The sequence below is a fragment of the Nocardioides sp. 616 genome, from assembly GCF_002930065.1.
GTDB lineage: Bacteria > Actinomycetota > Actinomycetes > Propionibacteriales > Nocardioidaceae > Nocardioides > Nocardioides houyundeii.
Window position 1 is genome coordinate 170,808 of record NZ_POAG01000024.1, and the last position, 24,114, is coordinate 194,921.

14 protein-coding genes are annotated in these 24,114 nt (G+C 72.4%); 8 read left to right on the plus strand and 6 right to left on the minus strand.

Annotation, left to right across the window (positions count from 1 at the left end; all coding sequences use genetic code 11):
* Positions 1-135 precede the first annotated feature (135 nt).
* Genes C5H89_RS17695 through C5H89_RS17715 form a run of 5 tightly spaced genes read left to right on the plus strand, consistent with a single transcriptional unit; the run spans position 136 to position 14,645 of the window.
* On the plus strand, positions 136-7,782 hold the full coding sequence (locus C5H89_RS17695) for a type I polyketide synthase (RefSeq protein WP_205305108.1): 7,647 nt from the start codon (positions 136-138) through the stop codon (positions 7,780-7,782).
* A complete protein-coding gene (locus C5H89_RS17700; RefSeq protein WP_162799452.1) occupies positions 7,775-12,346 on the plus strand; it encodes a type I polyketide synthase in 4,572 nt (1,523 codons plus the stop codon). The genes C5H89_RS17695 and C5H89_RS17700 overlap by 8 nt, the downstream gene beginning before the upstream one ends.
* Positions 12,339-12,635 (plus strand): acyl carrier protein, encoded by a 297-nt coding sequence (locus C5H89_RS19025; RefSeq protein WP_158648097.1) that lies wholly within the window; start codon positions 12,339-12,341, stop codon positions 12,633-12,635. The genes C5H89_RS17700 and C5H89_RS19025 overlap by 8 nt, the downstream gene beginning before the upstream one ends.
* A gap of 4 nt (positions 12,636-12,639) precedes the next feature.
* The gene (locus tag C5H89_RS17710; protein WP_104108272.1) at positions 12,640-13,449 is read left to right on the plus strand and encodes an alpha/beta hydrolase; all 810 of its coding nucleotides are present in this window, start codon (positions 12,640-12,642) and stop codon (positions 13,447-13,449) included.
* 2 nt (positions 13,450-13,451) lie between these two features.
* Complete coding sequence (locus C5H89_RS17715) at positions 13,452-14,645, plus strand: glycosyltransferase (RefSeq protein ID WP_104108273.1); 1,194 nt, start codon at positions 13,452-13,454, stop codon at positions 14,643-14,645.
* A gap of 51 nt (positions 14,646-14,696) precedes the next feature.
* Here the strand turns inward: C5H89_RS17715 and C5H89_RS17720 are convergent, their stop codons facing one another.
* On the minus strand, positions 14,697-16,820 hold the full coding sequence (locus tag C5H89_RS17720) for an elongation factor G-like protein EF-G2 (protein ID WP_104108274.1): 2,124 nt from the start codon (positions 16,818-16,820) through the stop codon (positions 14,697-14,699).
* A gap of 79 nt (positions 16,821-16,899) precedes the next feature.
* Between C5H89_RS17720 and C5H89_RS17725 the strand changes: the two genes are divergently transcribed.
* The 3 genes from C5H89_RS17725 (at position 16,900) to C5H89_RS17735 (ending at position 18,689) form a co-directional block, all read left to right on the plus strand.
* Positions 16,900-17,835, plus strand: coding sequence for a 1,4-dihydroxy-2-naphthoyl-CoA synthase (locus C5H89_RS17725; RefSeq protein ID WP_104108275.1), 936 nt, complete (start codon positions 16,900-16,902; stop codon positions 17,833-17,835).
* Positions 17,836-17,949: 114 nt separating this feature from the next.
* Positions 17,950-18,294 (plus strand): hypothetical protein, encoded by a 345-nt coding sequence (locus tag C5H89_RS17730; RefSeq protein ID WP_104108276.1) that lies wholly within the window; start codon positions 17,950-17,952, stop codon positions 18,292-18,294.
* A 101-nt stretch (positions 18,295-18,395) separates the two neighbouring features.
* Positions 18,396-18,689, plus strand: a complete 294-nt coding sequence (locus tag C5H89_RS17735; protein ID WP_104108277.1) for a hypothetical protein — start codon at positions 18,396-18,398, stop codon at positions 18,687-18,689.
* 25 nt (positions 18,690-18,714) lie between these two features.
* Here C5H89_RS17735 and C5H89_RS17740 read toward each other — a convergent pair whose 3' ends face one another.
* The 5 genes from C5H89_RS17740 to mobF all read right to left on the minus strand — a co-directional run bounded on the left by C5H89_RS17740 (position 18,715) and on the right by mobF (position 24,057).
* Positions 18,715-19,077: a hypothetical protein gene (locus C5H89_RS17740; protein WP_162799453.1), complete on the minus strand. Its 363-nt coding sequence runs from the start codon at positions 19,075-19,077 to the stop codon at positions 18,715-18,717.
* A 30-nt stretch (positions 19,078-19,107) separates the two neighbouring features.
* Positions 19,108-19,482: a hypothetical protein gene (locus tag C5H89_RS17745; RefSeq protein ID WP_162799454.1), complete on the minus strand. Its 375-nt coding sequence runs from the start codon at positions 19,480-19,482 to the stop codon at positions 19,108-19,110.
* 4 nt (positions 19,483-19,486) lie between these two features.
* On the minus strand, positions 19,487-20,674 hold the full coding sequence (locus C5H89_RS17750) for a site-specific integrase (RefSeq protein WP_104108280.1): 1,188 nt from the start codon (positions 20,672-20,674) through the stop codon (positions 19,487-19,489).
* A gap of 61 nt (positions 20,675-20,735) precedes the next feature.
* Positions 20,736-20,963: a helix-turn-helix domain-containing protein gene (locus tag C5H89_RS17755; RefSeq protein WP_104108281.1), complete on the minus strand. Its 228-nt coding sequence runs from the start codon at positions 20,961-20,963 to the stop codon at positions 20,736-20,738.
* Positions 20,964-21,459: 496 nt separating this feature from the next.
* Positions 21,460-24,057 carry a MobF family relaxase gene (mobF, locus tag C5H89_RS17760; RefSeq protein ID WP_205305110.1) on the minus strand — a complete coding sequence of 866 codons (2,598 nt, stop codon included), beginning with the start codon at positions 24,055-24,057 and terminating at the stop codon, positions 21,460-21,462.
* Positions 24,058-24,114 lie beyond the last annotated feature (57 nt).

The window sequence follows — 24,114 nt, forward strand, 5'->3', positions numbered from 1 at the left end:
ACACTTACTGTGGCGTAGGTTGCGGGCGTCCTAAGGTGCCGGAACATCGAAAGGTGACTAGCTGGTAACAACAGGAAGAGCCAGCGCAACGTCCTGGGAGGGGCGGTCACCAGCCGAGGCGAGGGAGCGACGACGATGCTGCATGCACGCCACCAGCACGATGCCGAGCAGATCATCGCGGCCGACCCGTGCGGTGTCGAGAACCCCGCGCTGGTCGCTGCCGCCGGGCGCGCCGGAGGCACCGGACTGCTCGACATCCGCGACTCCGACCAGCTCGATCGGCTCCGCGTCGACCTCCGCCGGCGCGACGCCCTGGGCTGCTGGCTGCGCCCGGCGCCCGAGCTCGACGCCGCCGCGGCCGACCTGGGGTCCGACGCCGCCGGGTTCCCCGTGGCGGTGCTGGCCCTGTCGATGCGTCCCGGCGCCGATCTCCCGGCCCTGGTGGCCGGCTGGTCCGCAGGGGGATCGCGACGCGTGGTGGCGCAGGTGACCTCGCGGGCCGAGGCCGAGGCGGCAGTCGCGGCAGGCGTGCACGGGCTCCTCGCCTCCGGCTCCGAGGCCGGCGGCGTCGTGGGGCCCACCGAGGCGTTCGTACTGTTCCAGCAGGTCGTGGACCTGGGCGTGCCGGTCTGGCTCCGTGGCGGCATCGGCCTGCACACCGCCGCCGCGGTGATCGCCGGCGGCGGCGCCGGCGTCGTCGTGGACACCCAGCTGGGCCTGCTGCGCGAGTCCTCGCTGGACCACGACGCCCGTCAGGCGCTGGCCGCGATGGACGGCAGCGAGACCCGCGTGGTGGCCGGCATCCGCTTCTACACCCGTCCCGACCTCCCGGCGCACTCCCTGGCGCCAGACACCGACCGGGCGACCGTGGCGGCGCTGCTCGGCCCCGACCTGCGCACCCAGCTGGTCCCCTTCGGTCAGGACAGCGGCTTCGCCGCCGGGCTCGCCGAGCGCCACCACACCGTCGGCGGCGTGGTCCAGGCGCTGCGCGCCGCCATCACCGACCACCTCGCCGCGGCCGCCGCCGCCCCGCCGCTGGCTCCCGGCGCCGGTGTCAGCGCCGCCCACGGCACCCGCTACCCGATCGCCCAGGGCCCGATGACCCGGGTCAGCGACCGCGCCGCCTTCGCCGCCTCGGTCGCCGAGGGCGGCGGCCTGCCGTTCCTGGCGCTCGCCCTGCTGCCCGGCGAGGAGGTCCGGGCCCTGCTCACCGAGACCCGCGACCTGCTCGGCGACCGCCCCTGGGGCGTCGGCATCCTCGGCTTCGTCCCCGCCGAGCTGCGCGCCGAGCAGCTCGCGGTGGTCCACGAGATCGCTCCGCCGGTGGCGCTGATCGCGGGCGGCCGTCCGTCCCAGGCCGTCTCCCTGGAGGAGGCCGGCATCGCGACCTACCTGCACGTGCCCTCCCCCGGGCTGCTCGACCGCTTCCTCAAGGACGGCGCCCGCTCCTTCATCTTCGAGGGCCGCGAGTGCGGCGGCCACGTCGGTCCGCGCTCCAGCTTCGCCCTCTGGGACGCCCAGATCGAGCGGCTGCTCGAGGTCGAGGACGCGGCGAGCCTCAAGGTCATGCTCGCCGGCGGCATCCACGACGCCCGGTCGGCCGCGATGGCCGCCGCCGCGCTGGCCCCGCTCGCCGCCAAGGGTGCGCAGGTCGGCGTGCTGATGGGTACGGCGTACCTCTTCACCGCCGAGGCGGTGGCGGGCGGGGCCATCCAGCCCGCCTTCCAGGACGTCGCCCTCGAGTGCGACACCACGGTGCTGCTCGAGACCGCGCCCGGGCACGCCACCCGCTGCGTGGAGACCGACTTCGTCCGAGCCTTCGCCTCCCGCAAGGCCGAGCTCGAGGCCGCCGGCGTGGAGCCGGGCGCCCGCTGGGCCGAGCTGGAGCAGCTCAACCTGGGCCGGCTGCGGATCGCCGCCAAGGGGCTGGAGCGCGGCGCGGCCGGGCTGGGTCACGTGGCCGAGGACCGGCAGCGGGCCGAGGGCATGTACATGATCGGCGAGGTCGCCACCCTGCGCTCCGAGGTCACCACCGTCGCCACCCTGCACGCCGAGGTCAGCGCGGGCAGTGCCGCGTGGGCGCGGGAGCACGCCGCGCCCGCGCTGGAGGTCGCCGAGCCCCAGGGCCACCCCCTCGACGTCGCCATCATCGGGATGGACTCCTTCTTCCCCGGCGCGGTGGGCGCCGAGGAGTTCTGGTCCCAGATCGTGGCCGCCACCGACCAGGTCACCGAGGTCTCGGCGGAACGCTGGGACACCGACCTCTACTACAGCCCCGACGCGTTCGCGAAGGACGCCGGGGCCAAGACCCCGTCCAAGTGGGGCGGCTTCCTGCGCCGCATCGGCTTCAACCCGCTGGCCTACGGCATCCCGCCGGCCTCCCTGGCCGCGATCGAGCCGGTCCAGCTGCTCAGCCTCGAGGTCGCCTCCCGGGCGCTGGCCGACGCCGGCTATGCCCGACGCCACTTCGACCGCGAGCGCGCCTCGGTGATCTTCGGCGCCGAGTCGGGCAACGAGCTCGGCGGCGCGTACGGCGCCCGGGCGTTCCTGCCGCAGCTCTTCGGCTCCGTGCCGCCCGAGCTCGACCAGTGGCTGCCCACCCTGACCGAGGACTCCTTCCCCGGCGTGCTGGCCAACGTGATCGCCGGCCGCATCGCCAACCGGCTCGACCTGGGCGGGGTCAACTACACCGTGGACGCCGCCTGCGCCAGCTCGCTCGCGGCCCTGGACGCGGCCTGCAAGGAGCTGGTGACCGGCCAGTCCGACCTGGTCCTGGCCGGCGGGGCCGACCTGCACAACGGTCTCAACGACTACCTGATGTTCTCCTCCGTGCACGCCCTGTCCCCGACCGGGCGCTGCCGCACCTTCGACGCCGGTGCCGACGGCATCGCGCTGGGCGAGGGCATCGCCTGCGTGGTGCTCAAGCGCCGCGTCGACGCCGAGCGCGACGGCGACCGGATCTACGCCGTGATCGACGCCGTCTCCGGGTCCAGCGACGGGCGCCACCTCGGCCTGACCGCCCCGCGCAAGGAGGGCCAGCAGCGGGCGGTGGTCCGGGCGCTCGCCCAGGCCGGCACAGACATCGGCGAGGTCGGGCTGGTGGAGGCTCACGGCACCGGGACCGTGGTCGGCGACCGGACCGAGATGGCCACCCTCACCGAGCTGTTCGCCGAGGCCGGGGTGGCACCGGGCTCGGTGGTGCTCGGTTCGGTGAAGTCCCAGATCGGCCACACCAAGTGCGCCGCGGGCCTGGCCGGCCTGATCAAGGTCGCCAAGGCGGTGCACCACGGGGTGCTGCCGCCGACGATCAACCTGGTCGACCCCAACCCCTACTACGACGCCGAGCGCAGCCCGTTCCGCTTCCACGACACCGCCCGCCCGTGGCCGGCGGAGAAGCGCCGTGCCGGGGTGAGCGCGTTCGGCTTCGGCGGGACCAACTTCCACGCCCTGGTCTCCTCCTACGACGGCGGCGACCGGCCGGCGTACGGCCTGACGCAGTGGGGGCACGAGCTGTTCCTGGTGCGCGGCACCAGCGCCGAGGACGCCGCGCGCACCTGCACCGAGCTCGCCGGCACGGTGGCCCAGATCCTGGAGTCGGACCCCGAGGGCCAGCGTCACCCGCTCCGCGACCTGGCGGCGACCGTCTCCCGCGCCGGCCGCGGTCCGGTGCGGGTCGCCCTGGTGGCCTCCTCGCTCGACGACCTCGCCACCGGACTGGGCCGGGTGGCCGGCGGCACCGACGCCCGCCACGGCGTCTTCGTCGCCGACCCCGAGGCCGGGTCGCAGGCACCCAAGGTCGGGTTCCTCTACCCCGGCCAGGGCAGCCAGCGCCCGGGCATGCTCAACGACCTCTTCGTCACCTTCTCAGGCCTCGACGACCTGCTGCGCCTGGGCGCCCGCTGGACCGACACGATGTTCCCGCCCACCGCGTTCAGCCGGGAGGAGAAGGCCGCCCAGCAGGCGGCCATCACCGCCACCGACGTGGCCCAGCCGACACTGGGCATCGCGTCGCTGGCGATGACCCGGCTGCTGCGCCGCTTCGGCGTGGAGCCCGACGTAGCCGGCGGCCACAGCTACGGCGAGCTGGCCGCGCTGGCCGCCGCCGGGTCCTTCGACGACGCCACGCTGCTCGAGCTCAGCGCCGCCCGCGGCGGTGCGGTGCTCGGAGCCATCGAGCGCTCCGGGGGCGACCCGGGCACCATGGCCGCCATCGCGCTGCCGCTGGCCGAGGTGACCGAGCGGCTCGCCGCCTGGCCGACCCTGGTGGTCGCCAACCACAACGGACCCAAGCAGGTCGTGGTCTCCGGGCCCACCGAGGCGGTCCACGAGGCCGTCGCGGCCCTGGCCGCCGACGGCGTCCGCGCCACGGTCATCCCGGTGGCGTGCGCCTTCCACTCCCCGCTGGTGGCGGCTGCGGGCGAGATCCTCGGCGAGCGCCTGGCCGACCTGCCCGTCGCGGCCCCGCGGTTCCCGGTGTGGTCCAACACCACCGCCGAGCCCTACCCGGCCGACGACCCCGACGCCGTACGGCGGCTGCTCACCGAGCAGGTCACCGCCGGGGTCCGCTTCGTCGACCAGGTCGAGTCGATGTACGCCGCCGGCGTGCGGGTGTTCGTCGAAGCCGGTCCCGGACGCGTGCTCAGCCAGCAGGTCGCCAAGATCCTGGGCGACCGGCCGCACCACGTGGTGGCCTGCGAGTCGGGCGGAGAGCCCGGGCTGCGCCGCTTCCTGACCGCCCTCGCCGAGCTCGCCACCCTCGGCGTGCCCGTGGACCCCACCGGCCTGTTCGCCGGCCGGGCCACCCCGCTGGACCTGCACGCCCTGCCCGTCGCCGCGCCGGCGTGGACCGTGGACGGCGCGTTCGTCCGCCGTGCCGACGGCACCCCGCTCCCGAACAGCTACCAGCCGGCGAACACCATGCCGGCCCCCGACCTCGCGCCCCGGGGTCCCGAAGGAGACCCTGTGATCTACGCAGCGAGCGGCCCCGTCGTCCAGGCAGAGGCCGAGCCCGCGACCCCGGCGGCCGAAGTCCGGGCGATCCCGGCGGCCCCCGCGGTCCCGGCGACCCCGGCGGCCGAGGTCCCGGCGGCGAGCCAGGCGGCACCGGTGTCCGCTCCTGCTCAGCCGAGCCCGGTCCCGCAGGCACCCCTGGCCGCGGCACCCGCTCCCCTCGCGCCGGTCCAGCACGGCGACGGTGCGACCAGCATCGTGCACGAGTACCTGCGCAGCGTGCGCCAGATCGTGGCCGCCGAGCGGGACGTGGTGCTGCGCTACCTCGGCTCGGCCGTCCCGGTGAGCGGCGCCTTCGACGAGTCGACGTACGCCCCCCCGGTGCGTGAGGTGGCTGCGGAAACCCCGCCTAGGCGGGGAAACATCGGGTTCGAGGGGGTTGCAGAGGCCACTAACCGTAGGGAACCCCGCCTAGGCGGGTATCCCGACACCGCCGCCACGCCAGCAGCGCCGGCCCCGGCACCGGCCCCGATGCCCGCACCCGTGACCCCGACCCCGGCCGCCCCGGCCCCGGCCATCCCGGCCCCGGCTGCCACTCCCGCGCTCTCCGGCGCCGCCCTGATGCAGACGGTGCAGGGCGTGGTCAGCGACCGCACCGGCTACCCGATCGAGATGCTGGAACCCGACCTCGACCTCGAGGCAGACCTGAGCATCGACTCCATCAAGCGCATCGAGATCGTCGGCGAGCTCGCCGAGCGGATCGGCCTGGGTGGACTGGACGAGTCCGGGCTGGACGAGGCGGCCGTCGAGGAGCTCTCCCGGCACAAGACGCTGCGCTCCATCGTGGAGTGGGTCGAGGCTCTGCAGTCCGCCCCCGTACCCGCCGCACCGGCCCCCGCCGCGGTGCCGGACGCCGTACCCGCGGCGGCTGTCGCAGCACCCGAACCCCTGGCCACCCCGAGCCTCAGCGGGGCGGAGCTGCTGCGCGCCGTGCAGAGCGTGGTCAGCGACCGCACCGGCTACCCGATCGAGATGCTGGAGCCCGACCTCGACCTCGAGGCAGACCTGAGCATCGACTCCATCAAGCGCATCGAGATCGTCGGCGAGCTGGCCGAGCGGATCGGCCTGGCTGCCCTGTCCAGCGGCGGTGCGGACGAGCTCGACGAGAGCGTGGTCGAGGAGCTGTCCAGCCACAAGACGCTGCGCGCGATCGTGGAGTGGATCGAGGGCGTGACCGCGGCGCCCACGGCATCGCCCGCCGCCCCGGCCCCCGTCCCGGCCCCGGCCCCCGCCGCGGCGGCGGCGACGGTGAGCGAGCCGGAGGTCCACCTCCCGGTCGGCACCCAGCTCTTCGACGTCGCCATCGAGCCCCTCGGGCCGACGGTGGCGCTCGGCGACCTGCGCGGCGCCGAGGTGGCGCTGCTGGAGGGCCACGCCCAGCTCACCGGCCACGTCGAGGCCGCTCTGGCCGAGCGCGGTGCCCGGGTGCTGCGGCTGCCCGCCACGGCCGCGTCCTCGCACGCCGACGCGCTCTCCGGGGTGGACGCCCTGGTCGACCTGACCGCCACCGCCGGGGACCCCTCGGTGGACGCCCGCGGCGTCTTCGCCGCCGTACGACCCGCCCTGCTCGGCAAGGTACGCCGGGTGCTCGCGGTCACCGTGCCGCTGCACGCCGACGGCACCCCGACCGGGGTGCCGGGCCTGATGCGGGCGCTGGCCCGGGAGCGCACCGACGTGCTGCTGCGCTCGGTGGAGATCGAGACCGCCGACCTGCGGCACGACCTGATCCACAACCTGGCACCGCTGGCGGTCACCCTGGTCGACGAGCTGCTCGACCTGGACGCCCCCGCGGCGGTCTCCTGGGCCGGCGGCCAGCGGACCAGCCGGGTGGTCCGGGCCCCGCGCGAGGTGCCTGCCGACTACCCGAGCCTGGACCTGACCCCGGAGTCGGTCGTCGTGGTCACCGGAGGCGCTCGCGGCATCACCGCCCGGGTCGCCGAGGGCCTGGCCCGCACCGCCCCCTGCCGGGTGGTGCTGGTGGGTCGCTCGCCGTTCCCGACCGAGGACGAGGACCCGCGCACCGCGGCCGCCCAGGACACCGTGTCCCTGCGCCGCGCGCTGCTGGAGATCGGCGAGCTGCGCACGCCCGCCGAGATCGAGGCCGCCTGTGCCCGGATCGAGGCGGCCCGCGAGATGCGCGCCACCCTGGCCACGCTCAAGAGCGTGGCCGCGGAGGTCGACTACGTCCCGATGGACGTCCGCTCACCGGCGTTCGGGGCGCTGCTCGACGCGCTGCACGCCCAGTTCGGCCGCATCGACGCCGTCATCCACGGCGCCGGTGTGCTGGACGACCGGCTCGTGGTCGACAAGACCGCCGAGGGCTTCGACCGGGTCTACGGCACCAAGGTCGACGGGGCGCGCGCCATCCTGGAGCGCCAGCACCTCGGGATGCGCTTCGTGGTGCTGTTCGGCTCCGTCAGCGGCGTCTTCGGCAACAAGGGCCAGTGCGACTACGCCTCGGCCAACGACGCCCTGGACACCTTGGCCCGGACCCACGACGGCGTGCACGGCTGCCGCGTGGTGAGCCTGGACTGGGGCCCGTGGGCCGGCGGCGGGATGGTCTCGGCCGAGCTGGAGCGGGAGTACGCCCGGCGCGGCATCGGCCTGGTCGACCCGACCGACGGGGTGCGCGCGCTGCTGCACGAGGTGGCAGGAGGCCACGGCGGGTCGCAGGTGGTGGTGATGCGCGGTAACCCCGAGGCGTTCGCCCCGCCGGTGGACCACTCCTCGCTGGGTGAAGAGCTGCTCCAGGACTCGCGCAGCCGTGACTGACCTGTCCCCGCGCCCCGACGACACCGACGACGGCATCGCCATCGTCGGTGTCGCCGGCATCTTCCCCGGTGCGGCCGACGCGTCGACGTACTGGTCCAACGTGCTCGGTGGGGTGGACTCGATCACCGACGCGCCGGCCTCGCGGTGGGACCCGGTCTTCTTCGACGCCGACGCCAAGAGCGCGGACCGGTTCTACACCCGACGCGGCGGCTTCGTCGACGACGTGGCCACCTTCGACCCGTTGGCCTTCGGCATCATGCCGGTGGCGATGGAGGCGGCCGAGCCCGACCAGCTGCTGGCGCTCTCGGCTGCCGCGGCCTGCCTGGCCGATGCGGGTGACGTGCACGAGCGGCTGGACCCCACCCGGGTCGCGGTGCTGCTCGGCCGCGGCGGGTACGTCGGCGACGGCGTGGCCCGGCTGGACCAGCGGGTCCGGACCGCGCAGCAGCTGGTGGAGGTGCTGCGCACCCTGGTGCCCGGCATCGAGGAGGACCGGCTGGCGCAGGTGAAGGCGGAGTTCCAGGACTCCCTCGGCCCGGAGCGGCCCGAGAGCTCCATCGGCCTGGTGCCCAACCTCGCGGCCTCCCGGATCGCGAACCGGTTCGACTTCCAGGGTCCGGCGTACACCGTGGACGCCGCCTGCGCGAGCTCGCTGATCGCGGTGGACCAGGCCACCGACCTGCTGCGCTCCGGGCGCTCGGACCTGGTGCTGGCCGGCGGTGTGCACCACTGCCACGACCTGACCCTGTGGAGCGTCTTCTCCCAGCTCCGCGCCCTGTCCCCCAGCGGCGGCATCCGGCCCTTCAGCGGCGCCGCCGACGGCATCCTGATCGGGGAGGGCACCGGGCTGCTGGCGCTGCGCCGACTGGCCGACGCCGAGCGCGACGGCGACCGGGTCTACGCGGTGATCCGCGGCACCGGGGTCTCCAGCGACGGCCGTGCCTCCAGCCTGATGAGCCCCCGCCCCGAGGGCCAGGTGCTGGCGGTCGAGGCGGCGTGGCGCGCCAGCGGGCTCGACCCGGCCGACGTGGGCCTGATCGAGGCCCACGGCACCGCGACCCCGCTGGGCGACCGTACCGAGCTGGAGACCCTGCGCGCCGTCTTCGGCGCCCCCGACTCCCGGCCCCGAGCCGGGTTGGGGTCGGTGAAGTCGATGATCGGGCACGCCATGCCCGCCGCCGGTGCCGCCGGACTGATCAAGGCCGCACTGGCCGTGCACCACGGCGTGCTGCCCCCCACGCTGCACGCCCAGGAGCCGCACGAAGCCCTCGCGGACACCCGGTTCCGGCTGATCGCGGGGACCGAGCCCTGGGAGTCCGCCGGCCCCCGGCTGGCCGGGGTCAACGCGTTCGGCTTCGGCGGCATCAACGCCCACGTGGTGCTCGGCGAGACGCCCGGCGCCCGCAGCAGCGGCGAGCCGGCGTACGTCGGGGCGCGGGCTGTGCCGCCGGCGACCGAGGAGGTGCTGCTGCTCGCGGGCCGCGACGCCGCCGACCTGCTGACCCAGCTCGACGGCTGGACGCCGGGCGACTTCGCGGTGCCCACCGGCGGGCCCGCCCGCCTCGCGATCGTCGCCCCCGACGAGCGGCGCCTCACCCTGGCGCGCAGGGTGCTCGAGCGGGGTACGCCGTTCCGGGGCCGCAACGACGTCTGGTTCGACCCCATCGGCCTGCTGACCGACGGGGGCAAGGTGGGCTTCCTCTTCCCCGGTGTGGAGCCGGAGTTCGACCCCAAGGTCGACGACATCGTCGCCCAGCTCGGCCTGGAGTGGGAGGGGCTCTCCGGCGGCAGCGGGCTGCAGGAGCAGGGGCGAGGCATCGTCGCCGTCGGTCGCCTGCTCTCCGACGCGCTGGGGATCCTCGGGATCCGCCCCGACCTGATGGCCGGGCACAGCCTGGGCGAGTGGACCGGCCAGATCGTGTCGGGGATGATCCCCGCCGAGCACATCGACGACTTCCTGGGCAACCTGCGTCCCGACTCCATCTCCGTCTCCGACGTGGTCTTCCTGGCCCTGGGCTGCGGCGCCGAGGTCGCCGCCGAGCTGGTGTCCGGGCTCGACGACGCCCACGTCTCCCACGACAACTGCCCGCACCAGTCGGTGGTCTGCGCCCCTGCCGGGGTGATCGAGCAGGTGACCGCCCGGGCCCGGGCCCGCAAGGTGCTCGCCCAGGAGCTGCCCTTCCGCTCCGGCTTCCACTCCCCGCTCTTCGCGCCGCTGATCGACTCGATGCGCGAGCAGTTCGGCAGCCTTCCCCTGGTGCCCGCCCGGGTGCCGCTGTGGTCGGCCACCTCGCTGGCGCCCTACCCCGACGACGCCGCCGCCATCGGCGAGCTGGCGCTGCGCCACCTGGTGGAGCCGGTGCGCTTCCGCCAGCTCGCGCACGCGTTGTACGCAGACGGGGTGCGGGCCTTCATCCAGGTCGGCACCGGCAGCCTGACCGGGTTCCTCGACGACTCCCTGCGCGAGCAGGACGTGCTGACGGTCTCGGCCAACAGCGCCAAGCAGAGCGGGGTCGGCCAGCTGCGCCGGGTCGCGGCCGCACTGTGGAGCGCCGGGGCCACCGTGGACTTCGCGCCGCTGGGTCACGCCCCCGCGGGCCGGCGGGGGGGCTCCGCTGCGCCTGCCTCGGCTGCCTCGCCGACCTCCGCTCCGGCGAGCGCTCCGGCGAGCAAGGGCGCCCGGCCCCTGCCGATGGGCTCCCCGCTGGTGCGGCGGCTGACCCCGCTCGACCTGCCGGCCGCCGGCGCGCCGTCCCCGGCCGTCGTACCGACGGGGGCGGAGCCGGTCCTCACCGAGTTCCAGGCCGCCGTGCGGGAGGCGGCGGCTGCCGCCCAGCAGGTGCTCACGGTGGCTGCGGAAACCCCGCCTAGGCGGGTATCCCCTCGGTTCGAGGGGGTTGCAAAGGCCACTAACCGTCGGGAACCCCGCCTAGGCGGGGTTTCCGACAACCCGGCCGCACCCGTCCCGGCCCCCCGCACCGCCCCCGGGGCCACCAGCCGGCAGAGCGTGCTGCGCCTCTCGGTCGCGAACCAGCCGTGGTGGGGCGACCACGCCTTCTACAAGCAGCCGCCGGGCTGGGACTGCCTGGAGGACGAGTTCCCGCTGGTCCCGATGACCGCGATCCTGGAGATGGCCTCCGACGAGGCCGAGGCGCTGGTGCCCGGCACGGTGACGGTGGCGATCGAGTCGGTGCGGGCGTTCAAGTGGCTCGCGGTGGAGCCGGCGGTGGAGGTCACCGTGCGTGCCGCGATCGACGCGGCCGCGACCGCGGCCGCTCCCCCCGGTACGACGGTGGTGCGGTGCAGCGTGGACGGCCACGCCCGCGCGGTGGTCCACCTCGCCCCCCGGCACCCCGACGCGCCGGCGCCGGCGGGCCGGCCGGTCAACGGGAGCCTGCAGATCCCGGTCCCGGTGGACCGCATCTACGCCGAGGGGCACCTGTTCCACGGACCCGAGTACCAGGGGCTGCGGTCGGTGGACGTCTTCGGCACCGACGGGGTCAGCGGCTGGTTGGAGAGCCAGCGCGCGCCGGGCGCCCTGCTCGACAACGCCGGTCAGCTGTTCGGCTACTGGATGGCGACCGCGGTCGACCAGGACCGCCTGGTGCTGCCCACCTCGATCGACCGGATCTCGTTCTACTCCCCGCACCCGGTGCCCGGCACCCCGGTGCACTGCGTGGTCAACTGCACCTCGCTCACCGACAAGACGGTCCGGGCCGACCTCGAGCTCACCGTGGACGGCGTGCTGTGGTGCCGCATCGACGGGTGGGAGGACCGCCGCTTCCAGAGCGACGACCGGCTCTTCCTGCTGCTGCGCACGCCGAGCGAGCGACTCCTGGCCGAGCCCCAGCCCGGCGGCTGGGTGCTGGTGCGCGAGGGCTGGCCGGACTCGGCGTCCCGCGACGTGGTGATGCGCCGCTTCCTCGGCGCCGCCGAGCGCGCCGAGTACCAGGGCCGCAACCCCCGCGCCCAGCGCACCTGGCTGCTGGGCCGGATCGCGGTCAAGGACGCCGTACGCCGGTTGCTCACGGACCGTGGCGCGGGGCCGATGTTCCCGATCGAGGTGGCGGTCGCCAACCTCGAGAGCGGCCAGCCGGTGGTGCGTACGCCGGCCGCGGAGGACGTGCGGGTGTCCATCGCCCACAGCCAGGGGCTGGGCGTGGCGATGGCCGAGGTCGGTCGCCCGGTGGGGATCGACGTGGAGCTGGTCGCGCCCCGGTCGGCCATCTTCGAGTCGGCCTCGCTCAGCAGCAGCGAGCACGCGCTCTTCGAGCGGCGGGTCCGCACCAAGGACCGCGACCGCGAGCTGACCCGCTGGTGGGCCGCCAAGGAGGCCGCCGCGAAGTGCCGCGGCACCGGGCTCCAGGGCCGCCCCCGTGACTTCGAGGTGGTCCAGGTCGTTGGCGAACACCTGCAGGTCGGCGACCAGTGGGTCGCCACCACCTCGCTGCACCATCCACCCCAGATGTCACCCGCGAGCTCCGCCATGGAGCCGCACGCACCGCAGGAGTACGTCGTTGCCTGGACTGTCGCACAACCCGACGGAGGACCCCACCATGACTGAGACCGCGCAGATCACGCCCGAGAGCGTGCTCGCCGAGCTGGAGCGGATCCTGACCGTGGTGGTCGGCGACGACCTGCTGCTCGACGGGCCGCTGACCCCGGAGACCTCCTTCGACGCCGACCTGCAGCTGGAGAGCATCGAGTTCGTGGCCCTGGCCGACCAGCTGCTCGCCACCTACGGCGAGAAGGTCGACTTCGTCTCCTGGATGGCCGGCATGCAGCTCGACGAGATCGTGGGCCTGAGCGTCGGTCAGGTCATCGACTTCGTCGTCACCTCGGTCCGGAGCTGACGCCGTGCCCCAGGTGGAGGCCAACGGTCTGTCGTTCCACGTGCAGGTGATCCGCCACGACGACGGCAGCGCACCCGGGTCCGGTGCGCACCGGCCCCCGGTGGTGATGCTGCACGGTCTGGTGATCGACAACCTGTCGAGCTGGTTCTACACGATCGCGCACCCCCTGGCGCTGAGCTCCGACGTGCACCTGTTCGACCTGCGTGGCCACGGCCGCAGCGAGATGCCGCCGACCGGCTACTCGGTGGCCTCCAACGTCGACGACCTGGTGGCGCTGCTGGACCTGTGGGGCATCGACGAGCCGGTGCACCTGTTCGGCAACAGCTTCGGCGGGGTGGTCGCGCTGGCCTTCGCCCACCGGCACCCCGAGCGGGTGGCCAGCCTGTTCCTGATCGAGGCGCACTTCGCGGTCGAGGGCTGGGCCGAGCACATGGCCGGCAGCCTGGCGCTGGCGGCGTTCGGCCTCGACGAGGACGCCGTCCAGGACTGGATGGCGACCAACCCCGACCGCAAGCTCACCCGGGTGGCGCGGCGCAGCGAGAAGTTCCTGATGGAGACCTCGCTGATCGACGACCTCAAGGCCGAGCAGCCGATCGGCTTCCTGCCCCAGATCGGGTGCCCGGTGCACGCGATGTACGGCAGCGAGTCCGACATCCTGCACCTGGCCCGGGAGCTGGAGACCCAGTTGCCGGACTGTCGCCTGGAGATCGTGGAGGGCACCACCCACTCCCTGCTCACCGAGCGCAGCGAGCTGGTCCGCGAGCGTGCCCTGGAGTGGATCGCGGCGTTCACCACGGCGCCGGTAGGGGCCTGAGCGTGACGCGCTTCCTGTTCGTGGTGCCGCCCTTCACCGGGCACGTCAACCCGACCATCCCGGTGGCCACCGCCCTGATGACCCGCGGTCACGACGTCGCCTGGACCGGCCTGCCGGGCCTGGTCGACCCGCTGCTGCCGGCCGGCTCGACGTTCTTCCCGGCCACCTCGACCGACGTCGCCGAGTACGTCGCGAGCGCCGGCGAGCGGCGCCCGGACCTGCGGGGCGCGGCGGCGTTCAAGTTCCTCCAGGAGGAGGTGCTGCTGCCGCTGGCCGAGGCGATGATCGACGGGGTCGACGCGGCGGTGGACGCGTTCGGCGCCGACGTGCTCGTGGTGGACCAGCAGGCGCTCGCCGGGGCCGTGGTGGCCCGCCGCCGGGGACTGCCGTGGGCCACGTCGGCGACCACGTCGGCCGAGCTGGTCGACCCGCTGGCCGCCCTGCCCCTGGTCGCCGAGCAGATGCACGCCCGGCGGGTGGAGCTGCAGCTCAGGCACGGCGTACCGGAGGAGGTGGCGACCACCGGCGACCTCCGGGTCTCCGAGCACCTGGTGCTGGCCTACACGACCCAGACGCTGGTCGGTCCACCGACGATCAGTACGCCGGTCTGCTTCGTCGGTCCTGCGACCCTGGGACGGCCCGAGGCCGACGACTTCCCCTGGGAGCTGCTGTGCCATGACCTGCCCATCGTGCTGGTCTCGCTCGGCACCCTGAACGCCGACGCCGGGGGCCGCTTCTGGCGGGTGGCCGCGGAGGCGTGCCGCGACCAGCCGTGGCAGGCGGTCTTCGTAGCACCGGCCGAGCTGGTGCCGGACCCGCCGCCCAACGTGCTGGTGCGGACCCGGGTGCCGCAGCTGTCGTTGCTGCGCCGGGTGGACGCCGTGGTCTCCCACGCCGGGCACAACACGGTCTGCGAGTCCTTGGCCGCGGGTCTGCCGCTGGTGCTGGCGCCGATCCGCGACGACCAGCCGGTGGTGGCCGAGCAGGTGGTGGCCGCCGGCGCGGGGGTGCGGGTGCGGTTCGCCCGGGTGCGCCCCGACGAGCTGAGGTCGGCGATCGGGCTGGTGCTCACCGACCCCGACCTGGGGGCGGCGGCCGGACGCATCGCGGCGTCGTTCGCGGCTGCCGGCGGGGGCCGGGCCGCGGCCGAGGCGTTGATCGTGCTCGCGTCGCGCCGCGCCGCCGTACGCCCGTGACGGGAAGCCAGGGCACCGTTCCGGCCCGGCAGATGGTGCTCTCGGTTCCCGTCAGCGCGTCCGCCGGGGCACCTTGGCCGCCAGTTCCTCGGGCATCGGCTCGTAGTGGGCGAACTCCCGGGTGAAGGTGCCGACGCCGTGGGTGGCCGCCCTCAGGTCGACGGCGTAGCGGACCAGCTCGGTCTGCGGCACCACCGCGTGCACCAGGGTCCGGTCCGACCCGACCTGGTCGGTGCCGAGCAGGCGGCCCCGGCGGGCTGACAGGTCGCTCATCGTCTCGCCCACCAGGGCGTCCTGGACCAGCACCGAGACTTTGTCGTAGGGCTCGAGCAGCACCACGCCGACGCTCTCCGCGGCCTCCCTCAGCGCCAGGGCGCCCGCGGCCTGGAAGGCCATGTCCGAGCTGTCCACGCTGTGCGCCTTGCCGTCGGTCAGGTTGGCCCGCAGGTCGACCAAGGGGTAGCCCAGGCGCACCCCCAGCTCCATCTGCGCCCGCACCCCCTTCTCCACCGAGGCGACGAACTGGCGCGGCACCGCGCCGCCGACGACCCGGTCGGCGAACTCGAACCCGGCGCCACCGGGCAGCGGCTCGACCTCGACGTCGCAGACGGCGTACTGACCGTGGCCGCCGGACTGCTTCACGTGCCGTCCGTGCCCCTTGGCGGCCCCGGTCAGCCGCTCGCGCAGCGGCACGACCACGTCGCTGACCGCCACCTCGACCCCGTGCGACCTCAGCCGCTCCAGCGCCAGCTCGGCGTGGGCCTCACCCAGCACCCACAGCACCACCTGGTGGGTCTCGGCGTTGCGCTCCACCCGCAGGCTGGGGTCCTCGGCGGCGAGCCGGGCCAGGGCGCCGGAGAGCTTGTCCTCGTCCGAGCGGGTGGCGGCCTCAACGGCCACCGGCAGCTGGGGGTCCGGCGCCGTCCAGGGCTTCAGGACCCGGGGCTCCTCGGGGGTGCTCAGGGTGTCCCCGGTCTCCGCGGTGGTCAGCCGGCTCACGCAGCCGATGTCGCCGGCCACGAGCTCGGGGGCGGGCACCGAGGCCGCCCCGAAGGGGTGGGACAGCGCGCCGGTCCGCTCGTCGGCGTCGTGGTCCTCGTGACCGCTAGCGTCGCCGAAGAAGGAGGAGGCGTGCCCGGAGACGTGCAGGTTCTGGTCGGGACGGAGCGTGCCGGAGAAGACCCGCACCATGCTGAGCCGCCCCACGTAGGGGTCGCTGGTGGTTCCGATCACCTGGGCGACCAGGGGGCCGGACGGGTCGGCGGTCAGGGGTGGGGCCGTCTTCCCCGCGGGGGTGAAGACCTCGGGAGAGGGGTGCGAGGCGGGTGCCGGGAACCCGGCGACCACGAGGTCCAGCAGCTCGGTCAGCCCGACGCCGGTGGCCGCGCAGACCGGCACCACCGGGTGGAACAGTCCGTGCCGCATCGCCTCGGCGACATCGGCGACCAGTGCCTCCTCGCCGACCTCGGCCCCCTCGAGGTAGTCGTCCATCAGCTGCTCGTCCTCGGCCTCCTCGACGATCGCCTCGACGAGGCGGGCGTGCGCGGCCCGGGCCTCTTCGGACGCAGCCTCGTGGGCGAGCAGGTGGGTCAGCCCGGTGACCTCGGCGTGCTCGGTGGTCAGCGCGAAGAGCGGCAGCACCCGGTCGCCGAGCTCCTCGCTCACGGCCGCGACGACGAGGTCGAGGTCGGCCCGCGCGTGGTCGAGCTTGGTCACCACGACCGCCGAGGGCACCGCCGCCTCGACACCCTCGCGCATCATCTGTCGCGTCGCCTCGTCCAACGAGCCGTCGGTGGCGGCGTTCGCCGGCACCACCAGGAGCGCCGCGTCGGCGGCCCGGAGGCCGGCCCGCACCTCCCCGGCGAAGTCGACGTACCCGGGGGTGTCGATGAGGTTGATCTTGGTGCCGCCGTGCACCACCGGTACGACGGACATCGCGGCCGAGCGCTGGTGCACCCGCTCGAACTCCTCGAAGTCGGACAGGGTGGTGCCGTCCTCGACGCGGCCGGCGCGGGTGACGGCGCCGGTGTGCAGGGCCAGGGCCTCCACCAACGAGGTCTTGCCGCCGGTGGGAGGGCCCACCAGGACGACGTTGCGGATGCGGTCCGGCTCGGCCATGCAGAGGTCGTGCTGGGTGGCCCGATGAGTGGCTCGCTGGCCGGTCCTGTCCGCCATGGAGCCAGCAAACTCCCATCGCGGGTGGGGCACAAGACCCCCGGCGTTCGCGGTCCCCAGCACGGGTAGCCTCACGCCCATGAGTGCGATCGATGGCGTCTCCGAGATCTTCGACCCGAGCGACTGGGACCCGGTCCCCGGCTTCGAGGACCTGACCGACCTGACCTACCACCGGGCCAAGGCCCACGGCACGGTCCGGATCGCCTTCGACCGCCCCGACGTGCTCAACGCGTTCCGTCCGCACACCGTCGACGAGCTGCTGCGCACCCTGGAGCACGCCCGCACCTCCGGCGACGTGGGCTGCGTGCTGCTGACCGGCAACGGCCCCAGCGACAAGAACGGCAAGTGGGCCTTCTGCACCGGCGGCGACCAGCGGATCCGCGGCAAGGCCGGCTACCAGTACGAGACCGACGGGCACGTCGAGGCCGGCGCCCCGCCCAACCCGATCGACCAGGCCAAGCTGGCCCGCCTGCACATCCTGGAGTGCCAGCGGCTGATCCGCTTCATGCCCAAGATCGTGATCTGCGTGGTGCCGGGCTGGGCCGCCGGTGGGGGCCACTCGCTGCACGTGGTGGCCGACCTGACGATCGCCAGCGCGGAGCACGCACGCTTCAAGCAGACCGACGCCGACGTGGGGTCCTTCGACGGCGGCTTCGGGTCGGCGTACCTGGCCCGCCAGGTGGGGCAGAAGTTCGCCCGCGAGATCTTCTTCCTCGCCGAGGAGTACGACGCCCAGGAGATGTACCAGATGGGCGCGGTCAACCGGGTCGTGCCGCACGCCGACCTGGAGAAGGTGGCGCTGGAGTGGGGCCGCAAGATCAACGGCAAGTCCCCGACCTCGCAGCGGATGCTGAAGTACTCGTTCAACATGATCGACGACGGCCTGGTCGGGCAGCAGCTCTTCGCGGGCGAGACCACGCGGCTGGCCTACATGACCGACGAGGCGCAGGAGGGTCGCGACCAGTTCCTTGAGAAGCGCGAGCCGGACTGGTCACCGTTCCCCTGGTACTACTGATTCAGCGCGTTTGCGCAGGTCAGAGGCCTGTTAGTGCCTCGTGCGTGGCAGATGCGTGGCAAGAATCGCGATCAAGGATCCGCCGGGGCGGGTCGGTTGGGCGATCATGAAGCCATGGCGATTGACCTCAGCGGCTTCGAGCCTCGCGTTCGTGCCCTGGATCCTGAGTGGGCTGCGCTCGCCTACGAGGTGACGATCAAGCCGATTTCGCCGAACTACGGCAAGCCCGTCACCCTGGCCGAGTTCGTTGGGACCGATTGGCTCGCGTCCGTGATCGTCTGGGAAACCGGTGAGCTGGACCTTGATGCTGGCCGTGTGGCGGACGGCTGGTTGGTCTCAAAGCACTACGATCTCGAGCGAGTCGCCGAGCTCGACAAGGTGCTTGGAGAACTTGCGGCCCTGTTTCGAGATGGAGATGTCCCGCCCGACGCCATGACGTCGTGGCTCAACGTGGGCTGACCTTCCAAGCGACCGTGGCGACCAGGTGCGGTCCGATCGGGTCGGAGTAAGGAGGCGAGCTTGCCCACGGTGATCGATGCCGATCGCCCTACCCTGTAATCGTGGATGACCACTATCAGCGAATCCGTCTGCGTGCCATCGACGCGCTGATCGACAACGAGAATGGCGCGCTGTCCGACGACGACCTGATCTACGTGCTCGAAACGACCTGCGGGCTCCTGGAGCGAACCCACGAAGCAGCGCGCCGAGAACTGTGGGATGCCAGCGCGGATTTCGATGTTGCCCGGTACGCCATCCCGATTTCCGATGTCGGACAGCAGGACGACGCCGAGGAGGCGGTTCGCCGCGAGTTGAAGGCGCGGGCGCGCGCCCGCGCGCGGTCTGCTCTGGATTGACCAGCGGCTGGGCTCACGGCGCCCGTCAGTTCCCTTCGAAGGTCACGTCACCAGCCCAGATGGGCCGCCGCACGCGAACCGCGATGTAGTCCTGGATCGCCTGTGCCGTTGTGGCGGCGAGCGGATCGTCAAGGCGTTCAGCGACGAATGCGAGTTCGTCGAGCAGGGACAAGCAGCGCTGTTGGTTGAGCCGGACCGGCTCGGGTCCCTGAATCATGGGCAACGTGTGGAGCTCATAGGCGGCCGCCGCAATTGCCAGTCGCTGCACCAGGCGCTCTGAAAGCCACAGTGAGTCCGTGTCGTCGGGCGCTTGCTCGTAGATTCCGACAACCTCGTCGGCTTCGTAGCTCGCGGGGTCGAGACGATCCGCGAAGCGGTCAGATGTCACGACCACATCCTGCCTTGCCTCTATGGCTGCTCATGCCCTGTACAGCGTCGCGATCGCCCGGAGATCCATAGCGATCTTCCGTGCCTGGGCGTGGATCTGCGCCACTTCCGATTGCCACGGTTGTCGCGGTGCGTCGTAGTCGAGGGCTCGCGCGTCGAGCCAGAGCGGTTCCTCCGGGAACTGTCCCGCGACTTCGTTGAGTTCCGACTTGGAAAAGCCGACCGCCAACAGGGTCGCAGCATTCTGCGCTCTCACCCGGTAGAGTTCAGCGGCGCGCGTCTCTCCGTGTTCCGCTAGGAGGTCGGTCAAACGCGTGCAAGCGATCTCCAGGTCGCACAGCTGCGCTTCGCGGTCCTCTTGTGTGAAGACATGCTCGACGCCCTCGTCACGTCGTCGCTGCCACATGCCTTCAGTGTCCTCCACGGGGTGACGGCGCAACCACCCGTTCCTCCGTGTCATGGGTCTGCGCGAGAACGGAGGCCGCCATCGCCGACGCTGCTGTGCGCGTCTTGTCCTCGGCCGTCGGCCACAGATGTGCGTACGTGCTCAGGGTCGTAGTCGCTGACGCATGGCCCATCGCTCGCTGCACGGTGACGACGTCACACCCGGCCGCGATCAGCCCGCTGGCGAAGTAGTGCCTCAGGTCGTGAAGCTTGTGCGCAAGTCCGGCGTCGGTGCGGGTCGACCGCCAGCGGTAGTCAACGAGGTTGTCGTGCCACGGCTTCCCGAGCTCGTCGAACAACCAGCGGTCGGGCATCCCCGTGGGCGTGTGCTGGCGGACGTGCTCGGAGAGGATCGCGATCAGTTCGTCGGGGAGGTAGATCGTCCGCTCCGATTCGTACTTGGGCGGGCGGGCCACCACGGTGATCCCGCCCGCCGCATCGACGAGGTCCTTCCCGGTCGCGATGTCAGCAGCCTTCGCTCGCTGCAGTTGGCGCGTGACCCGCAGCGTGCGGCCGAGGAAGTCGATGTCGCCGACCTGCACCCCAAGTGCCTCGCCTCGACGGAGGCCGGCGAAGGCGCACAGGGCGACGTACGCAGTGAATCCCGGGCGGGATCGCGGCCGCCGAACGGGCTCGGCTGCGTGGAGCAGTTTCACCACGTCCGCGTTGGTCGGGATCCGCATCGCTGCCTCGGCCTTCCGCTTGTGCGGCAGCACGACGCCAACGGTCGGGTCGCTGGCGATGAGGCGATCGGCGACGGCCGCGCGGAAGACACCGCGAACGATGGTGAAGCGGGTGTCGATCGTCGTCGGCGCGAGCCGCGAGGTCATGTTCTTCACCCACGCCTCTATGTGCGAACGCCGGATCGACCTCAGCTGCATGTCGCCGAACGTCACGCCGGCGGTGGCCAGGTCGGCGTTCTCGCGCGTCGAGGAGAGCCAGACCTGCCGCGGTGCCCAGTCGGCGTAGAACGCCGCGAAGGTCACCTTCCCGGCGGCGGGGTCGAGCCAGTCACCGCGGACGACCTTCGACTCCTCAGTGGCGACCCAGCGCTTCGCGTCGACCTGCCTCTTGAACGACTTCGTGTGCTGCTTGCCGGCTTCGTCGCGGTACGACCCGCGCCAGGATTGGCGTTCCTTCCAGACCCAGCCCATGGCTGTCTCCTTTCGGACGATCTTTCATCGTGCGCCGCCGGTCGGCGGATGTCGATGCGAGTCAGTGGTGCTGTGGACGGTTCATCTGCTCGGTGAGCCAGAGGACGACGTCGGCCTTCCAGTAGCGGACGTGGCGGCCGACCTTGAAGCTCCTCGGACCGGCGCCGGTCACGCGCCAGTAGCGCAGGGTGTTCTCGGGGACGCGGAGCAGCGCGGCGGTCTCGTCGAGGGTGAGCATCTCGTCGCCGAGGTTCTTGCGCGGTTGTGGTGTGTCGGGTTGAGCTGTCATGACTCCTCCTTGGAGATCGATGGCTTTCATGGTGTGGGGGAGGGGGCACCAATTTGCGCCCGTCCTGAGGGCGCCCGTCCTTAGGACGGGCGGGGGACGGGCGGGCACTCGTTGGCGGCGTTTTCGCTGGTCAGCGGGGCGCCCGTCCGAAAGTTCGAAGACTTCTTGCTCACCTCCTCACGGACGTCGTCGGAGGTGGCTTGCTCATGGTGGTCGAGGCTGCTGCGAACTGGTCCATGACGAACAGCGTGAGCCAGCAGGTACCCACGATTTCGGGATACCTGGCCAGATTCGGGAGGGGGATACCTGCGTTTGCGCAGGTCAACAGGTATCCCTAAGTCGCTCGGCCGCGAGCTTGAAAACTGCTGGTTCATGCCGATCAGCGTGAGCGATGGGTGTTACCGGAATCCGATAACAAGGAGGGGGTACGCCGAGGGGGAATGTTGGATACGCGCAGGTCAGGTGCGTTCCCTAAGTCGTCCGCCGGGTGCTCTTGTCAGAGGCCAATTCCCTCGCGGCGCGTCACTGGTGGACGGTGATCCGGGACGGGGGATGCCCTTCGTTGTGGCGGTACGACGGCGGGCCCGTAGCGGTCGATCGCGTCGATGGCCTGCCGACGTGCGTGCGCTGGTCCGAGGTCGGCGCGGTCGCGACTGAACGCGTCGATCCACTGCTGCCGGGCGTCCTCGATCGACTCGGCGACGAGGTGGGCGGTGTTGCTCTCGCGGCCGCGCGTCATGGCGACGTACGCCGCCGCCGCGCCCGTCGTTTCGCTCAGCGCGACATGGGCGCGGTTGACCGTGTCGCCCTGGGCGCCGTGCACCGTGGTCGCATAGGCGAGCTCGAGGAACCGCGCGGCGTACTCGGCGGGGATATGGCGTTCCCGTCCGTGGCCTCGAAGGGTGAGGCTGCCGTCGTCGCCCAGACCGCTCACCGTCCAGGTCTGGCGGTTGGCGACCTGGAGGTCGGGGTCGTTGCGGCGCGTGGCGACGCGATCGCCCAGGCCAAGCTGCTCGCCGCTTGCTGTCGTGATGACGTGCCCACCCTGGTCAACGCGTACCCGGTCGCGGATCGCGGCGTTGAAGTCGGCGACCTGTTCTCGCCGGTCAGCGATGACGAGGTCGCCTGTGGCGCCGACATCGGCGAGTGCGGCGGTCCGCTCGACGTCGGAAGCGTGGACGACGATGAGGCCGCGTCGGTCGAGTTCGTCGAACACGGCCGCCGGGTCGTCGCCCTTCCGCATCCGCAGACTCAATGCCGCGTAGTCAGGATCAGCGAACCGATGCACCTTCTCGAGGGAGACGACGGCCGTTGGATGGGCCCAGGCCATCGCATGGTCGAGGACGCCGCCGCGGCCAACGGAGGGCAGTTGGTGCTGGTCCCCGACGAACGCCACGCGAGCCCCGCACTCGTCGGCAACAGTCAGCACAGCGCGAGCGGTGTCCTGGTCGAGCATGCCCGCCTCGTCGACGAGAAGCAGATCACCAGGGCCGAGTTTGGCACGTCCGTCAGGCACTGCGCTCGGGTCGCGTGTCCATCGGCCATCGGCGTCCCAGCGCCAACCGTGTTGATGAATCAGCCAAGAAGCCGAATGCCCGTCGGCACCCGTCTCGGTGGCGGCGACCTCGGCGGCCTTCAGCGTGGGCGTCACGACCACGAGCCGATGCCCGTGCCGCGCCAGGAGAGCCTGCGTCGCACGCAAAGCCGTGGTCTTACCCGAGCCAGCCGCTCCTTCGACAACGACCAGCTCACCGTCGCCGGCAAGCGCTCCAACGACTGCCGCCTGCGTCGGGTCGATCCTGTCGACGCCTCGCGCACCGATGCGCGCCCTGCTTGCTGGCCGGGTCGCGCGCCGTGACAGTCGGGCGATGACGTCGGCCTCGACGTCGAGCACATAGGGCGACGACAGCGACCGGAGGTGTTCCGGTACGTCGCCTCCGTTCAGCAGCCGTCGACATCGCTCGACGGCCCGTGCCGTGATGTCCTCGGCCAGCTCGATCCGCACCGCCGAGTCAGCGATCAGGCAGGTCTGAGCGAGCAGGACCTCGGTCTTGCCGCGGATGTCGGCCTCGTTCCACGCGGACGTCTTCGCGCCGAGCATCGAGACGATCAGCTCCGCAGCGGCGTCGCGGTCGATCCACCTGGGGTGCGTGCCCTCCAGCGCGACCGCTGTGCCGGGGTCGCGATATCCGAGGTCCCGCAGCTCGGTGTTCCAGCGTTCGACGAGTTCTCGTCCGTCGCGCGGGCTGACCTTGTCCGGTCGGGCCTCGGCCCAGGCCCGCCGGTCCCACCCCTGTCGCCGACGCGGCCCGGGCTCTTCGCCGGGATGCTCCCTGCGCCACTCGGCCTCATACCGTTCGACGTTGCGGCGGATCTGCGAGGCTCTGGCGCTGAACGAGCCGGCATACGGCATCAGCTCGCGAATCTCGTTCGTCTCCGGATCCATCGTCAAGCCGTGCGCGGCCAGTGCTGCGCGGAACTCCGGATCCGTCGCGACCGCAGCGTGCCCGATCCCGTTGATCGCGCCGATCGAGTCCCGGAAGCCGATGGAGTGCATGCCGCGCCAGCCGCCGGCGGCGTACGCGCGCGCGTTGATCTGGAGGTGGAGATGGCGGTGCGGGTCGCCGGCGCGGGAGGTGTAGTGCCGGATGACCGCGGCCTCGATCTTCTCGACGGGCACCTGGACCTGTCGGCCGCGCGGTCCGACGCGCGTCGTGGCGTACGACGCGACCCAAGCGACGATCTCGCTGGCTGCCTTGTCCTGTGCGGCGTCCAACGCTGCCGAGATCTCGGGATGGAGCGCAGCGGCGAGCGACCAGGTCTTGGGCCCGTTGACGGTGACCTCAACGAACCGCAGCGCGTGCTCGTCCTTGAGTAGTCGGCCCTTCTTCGCACCGGTCTCCACGTCGATCCCGGCAACCCACTGCTCGTAGGTGTCACCGTCCATGGCGCCCTTGCGCTCGACGCCCTCGGGTGTGGCGATCATGCGCTCGGCGACGCCGGTGCCCTCGCTGAGGTAGTAGTCATCGGCCCGAGACCGATCGCGCTCGACGTAGGCGCGGGCGGCTTTCGCCGCGCCGCGGTAGAACTTCACGCCGCCGTGCACTCGAATCACCCCGATTCAGCGTCCGTCGACTACCGTCGATAACCA